The organism is Arenibaculum sp. (assembly GCF_035998295.1).
In the GTDB taxonomy this organism is placed as follows: domain Bacteria; phylum Pseudomonadota; class Alphaproteobacteria; order Azospirillales; family Azospirillaceae; genus DASYHS01.
The window spans coordinates 1-16,006 of record NZ_DASYHS010000022.1 but is presented as its reverse complement, the minus strand read 5'-3'; the positions used below and the strand labels follow the sequence as shown (position 1 = coordinate 16,006).

The 16,006-nt window shown below is 72.5% G+C and carries 17 protein-coding genes; 6 read left to right on the top strand and 11 right to left on the bottom strand.

The genetic code is table 11. The features are described 5' to 3' along the window. Positions 1-24: 24 nt before the first annotated feature. Genes VGO20_RS01765 through VGO20_RS01755 form a run of 3 tightly spaced genes read left to right on the top strand, consistent with a single transcriptional unit; the run spans position 25 to position 1,667 of the window. On the top strand, positions 25-987 hold the full coding sequence (locus VGO20_RS01765; protein WP_327500564.1) for a homoserine kinase: 963 nt from the start codon (positions 25-27) through the stop codon (positions 985-987). A gap of 3 nt (positions 988-990) precedes the next feature. After that, a complete protein-coding gene (gene rnhA, locus VGO20_RS01760) occupies positions 991-1,440 on the top strand; it encodes a ribonuclease HI (protein WP_327500563.1) in 450 nt (149 codons plus the stop codon). A 5-nt stretch (positions 1,441-1,445) separates the two neighbouring features. Further along, positions 1,446-1,667 (top strand): hypothetical protein, encoded by a 222-nt coding sequence (locus VGO20_RS01755; RefSeq protein WP_327500562.1) that lies wholly within the window; start codon positions 1,446-1,448, stop codon positions 1,665-1,667. A 93-nt stretch (positions 1,668-1,760) separates the two neighbouring features. Here VGO20_RS01755 and VGO20_RS01750 read toward each other — a convergent pair whose 3' ends face one another. After that, positions 1,761-2,240, bottom strand: coding sequence for a peroxiredoxin (locus tag VGO20_RS01750; protein ID WP_327500561.1), 480 nt, complete (start codon positions 2,238-2,240; stop codon positions 1,761-1,763). A gap of 91 nt (positions 2,241-2,331) precedes the next feature. Continuing rightward, positions 2,332-4,416 (bottom strand): protein-disulfide reductase DsbD family protein, encoded by a 2,085-nt coding sequence (locus VGO20_RS01745; protein WP_327500560.1) that lies wholly within the window; start codon positions 4,414-4,416, stop codon positions 2,332-2,334. 170 nt (positions 4,417-4,586) lie between these two features. Between VGO20_RS01745 and VGO20_RS01740 the strand changes: the two genes are divergently transcribed. Beyond that, positions 4,587-5,162 (top strand): YqgE/AlgH family protein, encoded by a 576-nt coding sequence (locus VGO20_RS01740; RefSeq protein WP_327500559.1) that lies wholly within the window; start codon positions 4,587-4,589, stop codon positions 5,160-5,162. Between the two features lie 36 nt (positions 5,163-5,198). On the opposite strand, the gene VGO20_RS01735 is transcribed toward VGO20_RS01740, so the two are convergent. The 3 genes from VGO20_RS01735 to thrC are packed head-to-tail and all read right to left on the bottom strand — an operon-like array spanning position 5,199 to position 8,515. After that, positions 5,199-5,789 (bottom strand): GNAT family N-acetyltransferase, encoded by a 591-nt coding sequence (locus VGO20_RS01735; RefSeq protein ID WP_327500558.1) that lies wholly within the window; start codon positions 5,787-5,789, stop codon positions 5,199-5,201. 48 nt (positions 5,790-5,837) lie between these two features. After that, the gene (locus VGO20_RS01730; protein ID WP_327500557.1) at positions 5,838-7,094 is read right to left on the bottom strand and encodes a M16 family metallopeptidase; all 1,257 of its coding nucleotides are present in this window, start codon (positions 7,092-7,094) and stop codon (positions 5,838-5,840) included. Continuing rightward, positions 7,091-8,515: a threonine synthase gene (gene thrC, locus VGO20_RS01725; protein WP_327500556.1), complete on the bottom strand. Its 1,425-nt coding sequence runs from the start codon at positions 8,513-8,515 to the stop codon at positions 7,091-7,093. Before thrC ends, VGO20_RS01730 begins: the two co-directional genes overlap by 4 nt. 158 nt (positions 8,516-8,673) lie before the next feature. Between thrC and VGO20_RS01720 the strand changes: the two genes are divergently transcribed. Next, positions 8,674-9,222, top strand: a complete 549-nt coding sequence (locus tag VGO20_RS01720) for a hypothetical protein (RefSeq protein ID WP_327500555.1) — start codon at positions 8,674-8,676, stop codon at positions 9,220-9,222. 25 nt (positions 9,223-9,247) lie between these two features. Here VGO20_RS01720 and VGO20_RS01715 read toward each other — a convergent pair whose 3' ends face one another. The 4 genes from VGO20_RS01715 to VGO20_RS01700 are packed head-to-tail and all read right to left on the bottom strand — an operon-like array spanning position 9,248 to position 13,314. Next, positions 9,248-10,372 carry a metal ABC transporter permease gene (locus VGO20_RS01715; protein WP_327500554.1) on the bottom strand — a complete coding sequence of 375 codons (1,125 nt, stop codon included), beginning with the start codon at positions 10,370-10,372 and terminating at the stop codon, positions 9,248-9,250. Beyond that, complete coding sequence (locus VGO20_RS01710; protein WP_327500553.1) at positions 10,372-11,547, bottom strand: metal ABC transporter permease; 1,176 nt, start codon at positions 11,545-11,547, stop codon at positions 10,372-10,374. Before VGO20_RS01710 ends, VGO20_RS01715 begins: the two co-directional genes overlap by 1 nt. Further along, positions 11,544-12,311 (bottom strand): zinc ABC transporter ATP-binding protein AztA, encoded by a 768-nt coding sequence (aztA, locus tag VGO20_RS01705; RefSeq protein WP_327500552.1) that lies wholly within the window; start codon positions 12,309-12,311, stop codon positions 11,544-11,546. Before aztA ends, VGO20_RS01710 begins: the two co-directional genes overlap by 4 nt. A gap of 4 nt (positions 12,312-12,315) precedes the next feature. Next, a complete protein-coding gene (locus VGO20_RS01700; RefSeq protein ID WP_327500551.1) occupies positions 12,316-13,314 on the bottom strand; it encodes a metal ABC transporter solute-binding protein, Zn/Mn family in 999 nt (332 codons plus the stop codon). A gap of 103 nt (positions 13,315-13,417) precedes the next feature. Here VGO20_RS01700 and mntR point away from each other — a divergent pair, with 103 nt between their 5' ends. Continuing rightward, the gene (mntR, locus tag VGO20_RS01695) at positions 13,418-13,867 is read left to right on the top strand and encodes a manganese-binding transcriptional regulator MntR (RefSeq protein ID WP_414639762.1); all 450 of its coding nucleotides are present in this window, start codon (positions 13,418-13,420) and stop codon (positions 13,865-13,867) included. Between the two features lie 24 nt (positions 13,868-13,891). Here the strand turns inward: mntR and VGO20_RS01690 are convergent, their stop codons facing one another. After that, a complete protein-coding gene (locus VGO20_RS01690; protein WP_327500549.1) occupies positions 13,892-15,391 on the bottom strand; it encodes a carboxypeptidase M32 in 1,500 nt (499 codons plus the stop codon). After that, a partial coding sequence (locus tag VGO20_RS01685) for an SURF1 family protein (protein ID WP_327500548.1) occupies positions 15,388-16,006 on the bottom strand: 619 nt, incomplete at its 5' end. The genes VGO20_RS01685 and VGO20_RS01690, both read right to left, overlap by 4 nt.

Here is a 16,006-nt window from a genome sequence, read left to right as displayed (position 1 = left end):
GGGAATCGGGCTACTGGCTCGCCCATGGCCGTCTACACAGAAGTCTCGGACGAGGATCTCGCCGATTTCGCCGCCCAGTACGCGATCGGCGCCGTGCTGTCGTGCAAGGGCATCGCCGAGGGCGTCGAGAACTCCAACTTCATGCTGGTCGCGGAGACCGGGACCTACATCCTGACCCTGTACGAGAAGCGGGTCCGGCGCGAGGACCTGCCGTTCTTCCTGACGTTGATGGAGCATCTCTCGGCCAGGGGCGTCGAATGCCCGCTGCCGCTCCAGGGCACGGACGGCAGGGCCCTGCGCGAGCTGTGCGGCCGCCCGGCGGCGATCGTGACCTTCCTGTCGGGGATGTGGCCGCGGCGCATCGCGCCGTTCCACTGCGCCGGCCTCGGCGAGGCGATGGCGCGCATGCACATGGCCGGCGCCGACTTCCCGATGCGCCGCGCCAACAACCTGTCGCTCGCGGGATGGCGGCCGCTGTTCGAGGCGTGCCGCGAGCGCGCCGACGAGGTCAAGCCCGGCCTCGCGGCCCAGCTCGCCGATGAGCTGGACGCGCTGGAGGCCTCCTGGCCGACCGGGCTGCCCGCGGGCGTGATCCATGCCGACCTGTTCCCCGACAACGTGTTCTTCCGCGGCGAGACGCTGACCGGCTTCATCGACTTCTACTTCGCCTGCACCGACCAGCTCGCCTACGACGTCGCGGTCTGCCTGAACGCCTGGTGCTTCGAGCCGGATGGCCAGTTCAACGTGACCAAGGCGCGGCTGATGCTCGGCTCCTACCGCCGGGTGCGCCCGTTCCTGCGCGAGGAGCTGGACGCGCTGCCCTGGCTGGCGCGCGGCAGCGCGCTGCGCTTCCTGCTGACCCGCCTCTACGACTGGCTGAACCACCCCGCCGGCGCCTTCGTGCGCCCCAAGGACCCGCTGGAATACCTGCACAAGCTGCGCTTCCACCAGCAGGTCCGGGGTCCCGGCGCCTATGGACTGGACTAGGTCATGCCCCCCCTGATCGTGGTCGACATCTATACGGACGGTGCGTGCAGCGGCAACCCCGGGCCCGGCGGCTGGGGGGCGATCCTGCGCTGGGGCGACGTCGAGAAGGAGATGTGCGGCGGCGAGCCGGCGACGACCAACAACCGCATGGAGCTGCTGGCCGCGATCATGGCGCTGGAGGCGATGAAGCGGCCGGTGAAGGTGCGGCTGCACACCGACAGCCAGTACCTGCGCGACGGCATCACCAAGTGGATCCACGCCTGGAAGGCGCGCGGCTGGGTCACGGCCGACCGCAAGCCGGTCAAGAACGTCGATCTCTGGCAGCGCCTGGACGAGGCCAGCCGCCGCCACGACGTCGAGTTCCACTGGGTGCGCGGCCACGCCGGCCATCCCGAGAACGAACGCGCCGACGCGCTCGCCCGCAAGGGCCTGAACGAGGAAGGACGGCGGTAGCAGCCATGCGACGGGTGATTTCCGTGCGGCTGGACGACCAGGTCCGGTCGACGCTCGAGGAGGTGGCCGGACAGCGGGGCATCAGCCTGTCCGCGTACCTGCTTGAACTTGCGGTCGGCGAAGCCAGGCGGATACGCCGTGGGCGGATACGGGCCCAGAGCGATGCCGTGGCCGCCTACGTCGCATCCTGTCCCGAAGCCCGGGCCTTCTACGAGGAATGGGGCTAGCCTTCGGCCGGGAACGCTTCGTCGCAGGCGCAGGCGCAGGTCGATGCGACGACCACCTCTCCCGCCCGGGGGCGGGAGAGATGGCATCGGAAATCAGACGTTCTTCAGCAGGTTCTCGGCGCTCGACACCTCGTAGGCGCCGGGCTTCTCGACGAAGAGCTGCTTCACCACGCCGTTCTCCGCGACCAGGGCGAAACGCTGGCCGCGCTGGCCGAGGCCGTAGCCCGAGCCGTCCATCTCCAGGCCCAGCGCCCGGGTGAACTCGCCGTTGCCGTCGGGCAGCATCTGGACCTTGCCGGACGCGTTGGCCGACTTGCCCCAGGCGTCCATCACGAACGGGTCGTTGACCGCGAGGCACACGACCTCGTAGCCCTTCGCCTTGAATTCGTCCGCATGATCGACGAAGCCGGGCAGGTGCCGGGCGGAGCAGGTCGGCGTGAAGGCGCCCGGAACCGAAAAGGCGACGACCTTCTTGCCGCCGAACAGGTCGGCGGTGTCGACTTCCTGCATTCCGTTCTCGGTCAGATGCTTGAGCTTCACCGACGGAATCTTTTCTCCAGCCTGAATCGCCATCGTCTCGGAACTCCCGCAGGTTTATTGGTGCCCTCTCATAGCCCCGCTACGAGCCGGGGAGCAAGTGCGCACCTTCGAAAAACCAAAAGTGTCAGGTGGCGGGACGCCCGGCTGCCTGGTCGAACGCGTCCAGCACCGCCTGCTCCGACAGCAGCTCCGGCAGCGCGATCCCCTCGGGGGCCGCCGGGCCGTAGACGACGTCGAACGGGATGCCGTAGCGCCCGAAGCTCGCGAGATAGCCGGCGATCTCCGGGTCGGGCAGCGTCCAGTCCGCCTGCATCGCCAGCACGTCGTCCGACAGCCGGCGGGCAACCTCGCCGCGGCCGAGGACCAGCATCTTGTTGGCCCGGCAGGTGATGCACCAGTCCGCCGTCACGTCAACGAGCACGACCCGTCCCTCGGCCACCCGCGCGCGCACCTGGTCGAGGTCGAAGCGGGCCCATCGCGCGTCCGCGGCCGAATCGGGAGCCGCCTGCGCCGTGCGTTCCAGCACGGCCGGCACGCCCAGCGCGGCGAGCGCCAGCACGACCGCCGCCATGGCGCCGGCCGGGCGCAGGCCCGGCGGCAGCCGGCGGCGCAGCGCCAGCGCCAGCAGCGCCGCCGCCAGCGCCCCGCCCACCGCGTAGGCCGCCGCGGCCCCGACCTGCACGGCCAGCACCGACAGCAGCCACACCGCCGTCAGCGCCAGCGTCGCGCCCAGCACCCGGCGCAGCACGATCATCCAGCGCCCCGGGCGCGGCAGCAGCGCCGCGAGGCGCGGCCATGCCGCGACCAGGAGATAGGGCGACGCCAGCCCGATCCCCAGCGCCGTGAACACCGCCAGGATCTCCGCGGGCCCGCGGGCGAGCGCGAAGCCGACCGCCGTGCCGAGGAAGGGGGCCGAGCAGGGCGTCGCCAGCAGGGTCGCGAAGGCGCCGGTCGCGAAATGCCCGGCCAGGGTCGGCCGCCCGCCGCCGCCGCCCGCCAGCCGGGCGAGCCGCCAGGGCAGCGGGACCTCGAACAGGCCCCAGAGATTGCCCGCGAACAGCGTCACGACGACGGCCATGAAGGCGAGGAACAGCGGCTGCTGGAACTGGATGCCCCAGCCGACCGCGGCCCCCGCCTCGCGCAGGCCGACCAGCACCGCGGCGAGCAGCAGGAAGGAGAACAGGATGCCGGCGGCCGAGGCGAGGAAGCCCGCCCGTATCGCCCCCGGGGCGGCGGCGCCGTGGCCGATCACCGAGAACAGCTTCAGCGACAGGACCGGCAGCACGCAGGGCATCAGGTTCAAGATCAGCCCGCCGAGCAGCGCCAGCGCCAGGATCGCCGGCAGCGCCCCGGCTTCACCCGCCATCGGCCCGGCGGCAGCCGCCGACGGGGCCACGCGCAGCTCGGCCGAGCGCGCGCCGTCGACCAGCGTCAGGACCAGCGGCCGGCCCGGCTCGACCGGCGCCGCCGCGGCGGAGGCCGGCGCCAGCGGCAGGTCGATCACGGCGCGGTGCCCGCCGTCGGAGAACGACAGCTCGGGCGCCGCGAAGGCATGCCCGGCCCCGGTCTCGACGAACACGTCCGGCTCGACCAGGGGCTCGCGGCCCCGGGCCACGACCCGCAGCCCGCCCTCCGTGACGGAGACCTGCTCGACCGAAAGGCCGCTGGCCGTGCCGTCCCCCGGGACCAGCGCCCGGTAGCGGTCGATCAGCTGCGCCTCGTCGCCGGGCGCCGCCGGGCCGGCGGGCAGCGCCAGGTCGAGGTCGAAGCGCTGCGGCACGCAGACGTCGCTGCACACCAGCAGGTCGACCGCGGCCTTCAGGTCGAGGGGCTCGCCCGGCCGCGCCGGCGCCGCCTCGATCGGGAAGACCACCTCCGCGTCGTAGCCGAAGGTCTCCAGCCCGAACAGGGTGAACCGGTGGGGCGCCGGCCAGGCCAGCGCCGCCTCCTCCAGGTTGGCGGAACCCGACCAGTCCAGGACCGGCGGCAGCCCGGCGTCGCCGGGAGAGCGCCAATAGGTCTTCCAGCCCGGCGCGAGGCGGACCTGGAGGCCGAGCGGGACGCGATCGAGCCCGCCCGTCGCCTCCACCGCCGAGACGAGGCGCGCCTCCACCATGTCCGCCTGCTGCCACGGCCCCGCCGCCGCCAGCGCCTGGGAGGCGGCGGCCGTCAGAAGAAGAAGCGCCGATGCCGCCAGTTGCCTGATCACGGGACCCCACTCGCCGCCGGGACTGTCACTTTCCATATCAGGATCGCACGTCCTGTGGCCCCCATATAGGTGGCATGCCGTCGCGGGGCACAGTGCCGCCCGAAACTGTTGTCGTGATAGACTGATGTCCCGGCCCCCGCGCCGGGGACCGACCGGAAGGAAAGCCGCGCATGACCGACGCAACCGATGGCCCAGACTATCTGACGGGGCAACTGCTGATCGCCATGCCGAACATGCCGGACCCGCGCTTCTCGCGCGCGGTGATCTATGTCTGCGCCCACACCGAGGAGGGCGCCATGGGGCTGGTGGTGAACAGGCTTTTCGACGCGATCAACTTTCCCGACCTGCTGGAGCAGCTCGGGATCGAGGCCGGCGTCTCGGCCCGCGACCGGCCGGTGTATTTCGGCGGCCCGGTGGAGCCGGCGCGCGGCTTCGTCCTGCATTCCGCCGATTTCGTGCGCGACGGCACCCTCTTGGTCGACGAGGAGGTGGCGGTGACGGCGACGGTGGACATCCTGCGCGCGATCGCCGAGGACGCCGGCCCGCGCCGCAGCCTGCTGGCGCTCGGCTACGCCGGCTGGGGGCCGGGGCAGCTCGACGCCGAGATCCAGGCCAATGGCTGGCTCCACGTCACCGCCGACCAGAGCCTGCTGTTCGATGGCGACATCGAGACCAAATGGGACCGGGCCATCGCCAAGATCGGCGTCAGCCCGTTCATGCTGAGCGCCGAGGCCGGCCACGCCTGACCGGCCGGCCGCCCGAACGCCTGACCGGCCGCCCACTCAGCCCGCCCAGTCCTCGCGCAGGACCGCGTACAGCACGTGGTCCCGCCATGCGCCGTCGATGCGCAGGTAGCCGCGGGCGTAGCCCTCGTAGCGGAACCCCACCTTCTCCAGCAGGCCGCGGCTCGCGGCGTTGGTCGGCAGGCACGCGGCCTCGACCCGGTGCAGGCCGAGCTGGTGGAACGCGAAGTCGACGACCAGCCGGGTCGCCTCGCTGGTGAAGCCCCGCCGGGCTTGCGCCTCGCCGACCCAGTAGCCGACGGTTCCGGTCTGCGCCACGCCGCGGCGGACGTTGCTGAGGCCGATGCCGCCGACCAGGGCGTCGCTCGCGCGGTCGAAGACCAGGAACCCGTAGGCCTCGTCGTCGCGCCATTCCAGCGTCTGCCGGCGCAGGCGGCGCAGGAAGGCCGAGCGGGCGAGCGCGTCCGCCGGCCAGGTCGGCTCCCACGGCGTCAGGAACGCGCGCGAATCCCGCCGCAGCTCGGCCCATTCCTGCCAGTCCCGCCCCTGGGGCGGCCGGAGATAGACCCGCGCGCCGTCCAGCCGGATCGCCGGGGGGCCGAGCAGGCCGCCCCGCAGCAGCCCTATCAAGGAGGAACCCTCCCGAGCCGGCACCGGAAGGCCCGGCCCGGGCGGCGCTCAGTCGAGCCGTGCGGCGATGCGTGCATAGTCCTCCACGTCCTGCAGCGGGCCGAGCGCGGCGACGGTCGGCCTGCTCCTGCGCAGCCGCCGCGCCGTCTTGCGCACGGCCTCCAGGTCGACCTCCTCGATCCGGCGGACGATCTCCTCGGTCGGCAGATGGCGGCCGAAGGTCAGGAACTGCTGGCCGAGCTGCTCGCAGCGCGACATGGTGCTCTCCAGCGACATCAGGATGCCGGCCTTGAGCTGGCTGCGCGCGCGCCGCACCTCCTCCTCGGTCGCATCCTCGGCGACGCGCCGGACCTCGGCGCACACGACCGGGATCAGCTCGGCCGCCTGCTCGGGGCCGGTGCCGGCATAGATGCCGAACAGCCCGCCGTCGTCGTAGGCGCCGGAGAAGGTGTGGACGCTGTAGGCCAGGCCGCGGCGCTCGCGCACCTCCTGGAACAGGCGCGACGACATCCCGCCGCCGAGCAGCGTCGACATCACCGAATGGGCGTAATAGTCCTCGTCGTGGATGCCGACGCCGTCGAAGCCCAGGACGAAGTGGAGCTGCTCCAGGTCGCGCTCCTCGCGGAAGTCGCCGCCGACGTAGCGCGTGCGGTCGACCGTCCCCGGCCGGTGGGCCGGCAGGTCGCGGAACGCCGCCTCCGCCATCGCGACGAACCGGTCGTGGTCGATGGCCCCGGCGGCGGCGAGCACCATCCGCTCGCCGGAATAATAGCCGCCGATGTAGTCGACCAGCGCCGTGCGCGGCAGCGCGCCGACGATCTCGGGCCGGCCCAGCACCGGGCGCCCGACCCCCTGGTCCGGGAACGCCGCCTCCTGGAAGCGGTCGAAGACGATGTCGTCGGGCGTGTCCTCGGCCTGGCCGATCTCCTGCAGGACCACCGCGCGCTCGCGCGCCAGCTCGCCCTCGTCGAGCAGGCTGTGCTGGAGCATGTCGGCGATGATGTCGAGGCCGAGGGCCGCGTCCTCCTTCAGGACCTTGCAGTAATACGCGGTGTGCTCGCGCGTCGTGTAGGCGTTGAGGTGCCCGCCGACCGCCTCGATGTGCTCGGAGATCTCGAAGGCGGTGCGCCGGCGCGTGCCCTTGAACACCATGTGCTCGACGAGATGGGCGACGCCGTTCACCTCGGGCCGCTCGTTGCGCGTCCCGACGCCGACCCAGACGCCGAGCGACACGGTCTCGACGCCGGGCATCGCGTCGGTGACGACGCGCAGGCCGTTGGCGAGCGTGGTGGAGCGGACGGTCATGCCCGGCCTCCCGCCTGCACGCGGGCCTGGACGCGGGTATGGGTGCGGACGAAGTCCTGGACGGCGGCGAGGTCGTTGGGCAGCACGGCGAGGCGCTCCTCGCGCTCGTAGAGGTCGGCCAGGTGCGGCGGCAGCGCCGGGCGGACGCCGCTCGCGCGCTCGACCGCGTCCGGGAACTTGGCGGGATGCGCGCAGGCCAGCGCCACGACCGGCACGGCCGGGTCGAGGTCGTCGGCCCGGGCGGCGTGCAGGCCGACCGCGGTGTGCGGATCGGTCAGGTAGCCGGCGTCGCGGTACATGGCGGCGATGGTCGCGGCCGTCTCCTCCTCGCCGCTGCGGTGGCCCCTGAACAGGGCCAGCGCGCGCTCCAGCTGGGCGGGCGTCACGGCGAAGCGGCCGGTGCGCCGGAACTCGGCCAGGGAGGCCGCGACCGCGGCGCCGTCCCGGTCCTGCAGCTCGAACAGGAGGCGCTCGAAATTGCTTGAGATCTGGATGTCCATGCTGGGGCTGATCGTTGGGGTCACCGGCGCCGTCGACATCGTGCCGCTGGCGAAGAACCGGGCCAGGATGTCGTTCGTATTGGTACCGACGATCAGTCTTTCAATGGGCAGGCCCATCTGGCGCGCGACATAGGCCGCGAAGACGTTGCCGAAATTCCCGGTCGGCACCGCGAAGGCGACCGGCCGGTCCGGCGCGCCGAGCGCCAGGGCGCCCGCCGCGTAGTAGACGATCTGGGCCATGATGCGGGCCCAGTTGATGGAGTTGACGGCCGAGAGCGCGTGCGCGCCGCGGAACTCCGCGTCGTTGAACATCGCCTTGACCATGTCCTGGCAGTCGTCGAACGTGCCCTCGACCGCGATGTTGTGGACGTTGGGCGAGAGCACCGTCGTCATCTGCCGGCGCTGCACCTCCGAGGTCCGGCCGCGGGGATGCAGGATGAAGACGTCGATCGCGTCCCGGTCCCGGCACGCCTCGATCGCGGCCGACCCGGTATCGCCCGAGGTCGCCCCGACCACCGTGATGCGCTCGCCCCTGCGGCGCAGCACGTGGTCGAACAGCCGGCCGAGGAGCTGGAGCGCCACGTCCTTGAACGCGAGCGTCGGGCCGTGGAACAGCTCCATCGCCCACAGGCGGTGGTCGACCTGGACCAGCGGCGTCACGGCCGGATGCGCGAAGGTCGCGTATGCGCCATCCACCAGGGCCGCCAGCTCGTCGCGGCGCAGCGCGCCCTCGACGAAGGGTTCCATCACCCGGACCGCGAGCCCGCGATAGTCCAGCCCCCGCATCTCGCGCCATTGCGCGGCGGAGAAGACGGGCCAGGACTCCGGGACGTAGAGGCCGCCGTCGCCGGCGAGCCCGGCCAGGAGGACGTCGTCGAAACCAAGTACGGGGGCCTGTCCCCGGGTGCTGACGTAGCGCAAGGCCGAACCATCTCCAACTGCGAGGCGCCTACACTAACGACCGCGCCGCCGGGTCCGCAAGCGTTGCTCCGGGGTGCCCCCCGCCTAATGCGCGATGAACGCCCGGGCCGCGCCGCCGTTCATCGCGGGGAAGCGAACCCAGAACCGAGGAGGGGACCATGACGCTCGACGAGGCCAGGCGCGAGACCGAGAATTTCCTGACGCGCCAGATGCCGGAGGCGTTGCGCGCGGTCGAGTACGACATGCCCGAGCCGTCGAACCCCGCCTACCCGCCCGACCTCGCCGACGTCGTGCGCGCCGGGATCGAGATCGCCCATGTCGACGGCACGTCGGACGCGGTGTACCGCATCCGCGCCTTCGGCGACGCGCTGACGATGCGCCTGCAGCTCAACGTGCGCCGCTTCGTCGTCGTCTACACGGTGCCGGTGGAGGAACCGGTCGATGCCCGCACCGTCGCCCCGCATTTCGAGCGCTGGCAGATCGGCGCGACCCATGCCGGCTGGCTGATCGGCTGGCGCGACGCCGTCGAGCCCGGCCGGCGCGACCTGCGCTCCGTGGAGTGCTACGCCTACGCCTCGCTGGAGCCGGACTTCCTGTCCAACCCGCTGCACCAGCTCTACTGGCGCACCGATCTCGTCCAGATGACCAGGGCCTTCATGCTGGAGGCGCACCGGGCGAAGGTGTCCCTGACCCTGCCGGGCCGCTGAGCGGCCCATGGCCCCGGCGCCGGGATCACCCGGCGTTCCACGGCTCCAGCAGCTCGAGCGCGGCGCGGCGGCCCTGCTCGGTCAGGCGCAGCACCTCCCCCTCGGGCGCGACGAGGCCGAGGCGCCGGCTGCGCCGGATCACGGCCGCCGTCTTGCCGGCGTCCCAGCGCAGCCGGTCCCGCAGCGCGGCGGCGACGGCGCCCTGCGGCCCGCCGCCGCGGTCGTGGAGGTACAGCGCCAGCAGCCGGCTCTCATTGACGCGGCGCTGGCCGAGCAGCTTCCAGGACCGGGCGACCACCCCGTAGCGCGGCCCGAACAGGAAGGCGGCCAGGAGGAAGAGGCCGGTCACGACCGCCATCATGCCGCCGATCGACACGTCCAGCAGGACGGCGGCGTGGTAGCCGAGCACGCTGGAGGCGACGGAGATCGCGATGCCGATCGCCAGCATGTGCGTCAGCCGGTCGGTCAGCAGATAGGCGGCGGAGGGCGGGACGATCACGAAGGCGATGAACAGCACCGCGCCCACGGCATCGAAGGCCGCGACCGCCGTGGTGCTGGTCAGCGTCAGCAGGGCGTAGGACAGCGCCGCCGGCGCGAAGCCCAGCGCCGCCGCCAGGTCTCGATCGAAGGTGGAGAGCTTCAGCTCCTTGAAGAACAGCACGACGAAGGCGCCGTTCGCGGCCGCCGCCGCCGCCATCCAGACCAGGGCGCGCGGGACGTCGAGGCTGGCGACGGTCACCGTGTCCAGCCAGACGAAGCCGATCTCGCCCAGCAGCACCGCATGCACGTCGAGATGGATGTCGCGGGCGTAGACGTTGAGCAGGAGGACGCCGGTCGAGAACAGCGCCGGGAACACGAGGCCGATCGCGGCGTCGTCCTTGACCCGGCGCGTGCGCGCCAGCAGCTCGGTCAGGAACACCGTCAGCACGCCCGCCAGCGCCGCGCCGAGGATCTGCACCGGCCCGCTCTGCTGGCGGGTCAGCAGCCAGACCAGGACGATGCCGAACACGATCGAGTGGCTGATCGCGTCGGACAGCATGCTGTTGCCGCGCAGCACCAGGAAGACGCCGACCAGCGTCGCCGCCGTGCCGACCAGCGCGCCGGTCGCCATGATCGTCAGCGGGATGTCGAGGAGGAGTTCCTGAAGCATCACGCCCCGCCGCCGTCCCGGTCGATGCCCGGCTCGGTACCCGCCTCGGCGCGCGGGTCGGCCAGAATGCGCCGCGCGCGCTCGCGCCCCGCCGGCGTCAGCTCCCAGTGCCGCCCCTCGTGCGGCAGGTGCCGGACCGCCCTGACCCACCCGCCCGCGCGCAGCCGGGCCAGCGTGCCGCGCGTCGCCAGGCCGTGATAGGTGTCGATCATGCCCTGCTCCGAGAGGTAGTCGGGGTCGCCGTGATGCGTCGTCAGCGCATGCAGCGTGGCCAGCACCTGGCTCTCGCCGAGGGCGCGCCGGTCGCGGCGCCGGCGCAGCGCCCCCCACAGCACTCCGCGCCCGGGTGCCAGCAGGATCGAGACCAGGACGATCGCGGAGGCCGCGAGCACGATCAGCGGGCCGGTCGCGAGGCCGCGCGCGCCGGCGCTCGCGAGCGCGCCGGCGACGCCGGACGCCATCCCGAAGGCTGCCGCCAGCATCACCATCGGGCCGAGCCGCTTCGTCCACTGGCGCGCGGCGACCGCCGGGGCGATCACCATGGCCGCCATCAGGACCACGCCGACCATCTGCAGCCCGACCACCACCGCCAGCGCGATCGCCGCCGTCAGCGTCGCCTCCAGCACCGCCACCGGCAGCCCGAGCGTCGCCGCGAAGACCGGGTCGAAGGCGACCAGCTTGAACTCCTTCCACAGCGCCGCGACCAGCAGCACCGAGAAGCCGGTCAGCCCCGCCATGATCCACAGGTCCGAGCGCAGCATCGCCGCCGCCTGGCCGAACAGGAAGGAATCGAGCCCGCCCTGCCCCGCCGCCCCCGTGCCCTGGATGTAGGTCAGCAGCACGACGCCGAGCGCGAAGAAGACGCTGAGCGAGATGCCGAGGCCGGCATCGGTCTTGAGGCGGCTCCAGCGCGTCAGGGCCAGCATGGCAAGTGCCGCCAGCACCGACGTCGCCAGCGCGCCCGCGAGGATGCTGGGCAGGTCGCGCGTGCCCGCTATCAGGAAGCCGAGGCAGATCCCCGGCAGGGCGGCATGGGACAGCGTGTCGCCCAGCAGGCTCTGGCGGCGCAGCACCGCGAAGCTGCCGAGCACGCCGCTGACCACCCCCAGCAGGGTGGCGCCGGCGACGACGTTCCGGATCGTGTGGTCGGCGAGGAAGGCGAGCAGGCCGCTCATCGCTCCCCGGTCCCGTGGGGAAGCAGCGACACCTGCCCGCCGTAGGCCTTCCTCAGGTTCTCCCGCGTGTAGACCTGCGCGACCGGGCCCTGCGCCACCACGCGCACGTTCAAGATCGCCATCCAGTCGAAATACTCCTGCACGGTGTGCAGGTCGTGGTGGACCGCGACGACGGTCCGGCCGGCGTCGCGCAGCCGGTGCAGCAGGGCGACGATCGCCCGCTCGGTGGTCGCGTCGACCCCGGCCATCGGCTCGTCCAGCAAATAGACCTCCGCCTCCTGCACCAGGGCCCGGGCCAGGAACACGCGCTGCTGCTGGCCGCCGGAGAGCTGGCTGATCTGGCGGTCGGCGAGGCCGGCCATGCCCACCTCCTCCAGCGCGCGCGCCGCCCGCTCGCGCTCGTCGCGGCCCGGCCGCCTCAGCCAGCCGAGATGGCCGTACCGGCCCATCGTCACGACGTCGAGCGCGGTGGTCGGGAAGTCCCAGTCCACCGAGGAGCGCTGCGGCACGTAGGCGACGCGCCGGCGCTGCCGGCGATAGGGCGCGCCGTGGATCGCGACGTGCCCGGCGGTCGGCTTCACCAGGCCGAGGATGGTCTTGATCAGCGTGCTCTTGCCGGCGCCGTTCGGACCGACGACGGCGGCCATGACGCCGGACGGGACGTCGAGATCGATGTCCCAGAGCACGGGCCTGCCGAGATAGCCGACCGTCAGGTCCTCGACATGCACCGCGGTTTCCGGTGCGCCGGGATGTGGTGCCGTCATGGCGTCAGTCCGCCGCCATCTGGACGTTCCAGGCCCCGGCCCAGGGGTGCAGCGCGTCCGGCAGCGGCGCCGGCCGGCCGCCGAGCGCCCCGACGATCGCGACCGTGTTCTCGAACAGCATGCCGATATAGGTGCCGCCGGCGGTCCCGCTCTCGCCGAGCGCGTCGGAATGAAGCTCGCCGCCGATCGCCACCTCCCGGCCGCGCCCGGCGACCGCCTCGACCACCGCGCGGATGGTCCGGGGGTTGATCGTGCTCTCGACGAAGACGGCCGGGACCCCGCGCTCGACCACGAGGTCGACCATCGCCCGGATGTCGGCGACGCCCGCCTCGGATTCGGTGCTGATGCCCTGGATGCCGACGACCTCGATGCCGTAGGCGCGGCCGTAATAGCCGAACGCGTCATGGGCGGTGACCAGGATGCGCTGGCGCTCGGGGATGGTCGCGACGCTGCGCGCGATCCAGCCGTGCAGGGCGTCGAGTTGCTCCCCATAGGCCTTCGCCCGCGCCCGCATCGCGTCGGCGCAGTCCGGCGCCAGCTCGGCGAGCACCATCGCGATCACCGGGGCCGTCCGCCGCCACAGGCTCGCGTCCATCCAGAGATGCGGGTCGATGCCGTAGCCGTTTCCGGCCGAGATCACCTCGTCCTCGCCGATCGCCGACGGCGCCACCGCCACCGTCGGCTTGCGCTCGGCGAGCCGGGCCAGGACCTCGGCGAGCTGGCCTTCGAGCGCGTAGCCCGAATAGAGGATCGCGTCGGCCCGCTGGAGCGCGTGCACGTCGCCGGCGCTCGCCTTGTAGAGATGCGGGTCGATGCCGGGCCCCATGAGCTGGTCGACCCGGACGCAGTCGCCCCCCACCGTCCGGGCCACGTCCGCGATCATCCCGGTCGTCGCGACCACGCGCGGCGCCTCGTCCGCCTCCGCCGCCGGGGGCCACAGCAGGACCGCCGCAACGGCGGTAACCTTCATGGCGGCCCGGGCCGCGATCTTCGCCGCACGCATGCCGTCCCACCCCATCATAATCACGCCCTGGCTACAACTTTATGCTGGAACAAACAGTTGTCAATGCGGGTCGGTTCCGCCAGAGTGTCCGAAAGGGGTGGAGATGGAAACCGGAGTGACGGCGCCAACCAGTGCAGCCCGACGCGCGGCCGTTTTCCAGCGGATCCGGGACGCGCACCAGACCGAAATGGCCGAGGACTACGTCGAGCTGATCGAGGATCTGATCGCCGAAACGGGAGAGGCGCGCCTCGTGGACCTGGCCGAGCACATGGGCGTGACCCATGCGACGGCAGCCAAGGTGGTGCAGCGCCTGCAGCGCGAGGGTTTCGTGCAGACGCGCCCTTACCGCTCGATCTTCCTGACCGACCAGGGCCGCGAGATGGCGTCCATGGCGCGGCGGCGCCACCAGATCGTGCTGGCGTTCCTGCGTGCCATCGGCGTGGCGGAAGCGGTCGCGGAGATCGATTCCGAAGGGATCGAGCACCATGTCAGCGAGGAGACGCTCGCCGCGTTCGAGCGCATCACCGAAAAGCTGAACGCCGGGCGGGGCTGAGCGGGGCTGGGCCGGGCTCGGCGGTCACGCCTCTTCCAGGTACCGCCGGCGCAGGTGCCGCCGGTAGACCTCGGCGTCCAGCGGCCGGCCGGTCACCTGCGTCAGCAGCGCGTCCGTGGAGGGATGGAAGCTGCCCTGCGCGTGGACGTTCGTGCGCAGCCACGAGACCAGCGGGCCGAAATCGCCGCGCGCGATCCCCGGCAGCAGGTCGGGTTCCGCGGTGCACGCCGCCTCGAAAAGCTGCGCCGCCGCCATCGCGCCCAGCGTGTAGGTGGGGAAATAGCCCCAGGCGCCGCCCGGCCAGTGGATGTCCTGCAGGCAGCCCACCCGGTCCTCCGGGACGTCGAGCCCGAGAAGCTGCTTCATGCCCAGGTTCCAGGCTTCCGGCAGGTCGCCCGCCTCCATCGCGCCGGCGATCAGCGCCTTCTCCAGCCGGTAGCGCAGCACGATATGGGCGGGATACGTCACCTCGTCGGCATCGACGCGGATGAAGCCCGGCCGGACGCGGGTGTAGAGGCGGTACAGGTTGGCCGGCTCCCAGGCCAGCCCCTCGGCGTTGAACGCCTCGCGCATCAGCGGCGCCGCGTGGTCCAGGAACGCGCGCGAGCGGCAGGCCTGCATCTCCAGCAGCAGCGACTGGCTCTCGTGCAGGCCCATGCCGCGCGCGTCGCCGACCGGCTGCCCGGCCCACGCGGCGGGGCGGCCATGCTCATACAGCGCATGCCCGGTCTCGTGCAGGACGCCCATCAGCGCCGCGGTGTAGTCGCGCTCGTCGTAGCGGGTCGTGATGCGCACGTCGCCGGTGGCGCCGCCGCAGAACGGATGCAGGCTGACGTCGAGGCGCCCGCGCTCGAAGTCGAAGCCGACCGTGCCCATCAGGCGCACGGCCAGCGCGCGCTGCGCCTCGACCGGGAACGGCCCCTCCGCCTCCAGCGCCGGGGCCCTGGCCGCCTGCGCGTCCAGGACCTGGGGCAGGAAGGCCGGGAGGAACGCCTCCAGCTCCGCGAACAGGGCGTCGACGCGCTGCGACCGGGCGCCCGGCTCGTACTCGTCGAGCAGCGCGTCGTAGGGCGCGCAGCCCAGCGCCTCGGCCTTCGCCGCGGCGATCTCGCGCTGGCGGGCGAGCACTTCCGACAGGCTCGGCAGCAGCATCGCGAAGTCCGACCCGGCCCGCGCGTCGCGCCAGACCATCTCGCAGCGCGACACGGCCCTGGAGTTCGCCTCGACCAGGTCGCCCGGCACCGCCGTCGCATGGACGTGGTGGCGCCGCATCTCGCGCAGGTTGGCCGCCTGCCACGCATCGAGCGCCCCGGCGCCGGCCTCCGCCTCGTCCAGCCAGCCGCCGACGCGGGGATCGGTCAGCAGCTCGTGGGCGGCGAGCCGCACGGCGGCAAGCTGCTCCGACCGGCTCTCGGCCGCGCCGGCCGGCATCACGGTCTCCGTGTCCCAGGTCAGGATTCCCAGCGCGTCGCGCAGGGCCGAGATGCGGCGGAAACGCCGCTCGAGGGTCTCGTAGGCGGTCATGACGGTCCCGACGGACGGCCCGGCCCGGATGGCCGGCGCCAATGGAAGCTGACGTAGATCGCGATCAGCACGACGGCGAGGCTGTACCAGGTGAGGGCGTATTGCAAATGGTTGTTCGGCACGCTGAGCCGCGTCCGCCCGCCCACCGGCAGCCCCTCCTGCCCTGCTCCCGCCCCCGCCTCCACCACCACGGGGGCCACGGGCCCGAGGCCCGCGCGCGCCGCCATCGCCTCGCGGTCGATCCAGTACCAGGCATTGTCCCGAGGCCGGTTGTCGGGCTGGAACCAGCCCGGCGGTGACGGTATCCGGGCGATGCCCGACAGCGTCGCGGTCTCCTGCGCCACGCTCTCCGGGCGGCTCGCGGGGTCGAGCCGGTCGGCCGGGATCCACCCGCGGTCGACCAGCACCGGCGGCCCCTCGGCGCGCTCCAGCGGGGTCACGAGGTGGTAGCCGATCCGCCCCTCGTAGGTGCGGGCCGCGATCGGCATCTCCAGGTCGTGGCGGAACCGGCCGGCGACGGTGACGCGGCGGTAGTCCCACCGCTCCGGGTCGTCGATGCGCGCGGGCAGCGGCACCGGCTCGGCGGCGATGCGCTCGCCGACGCGCGCCAGCATG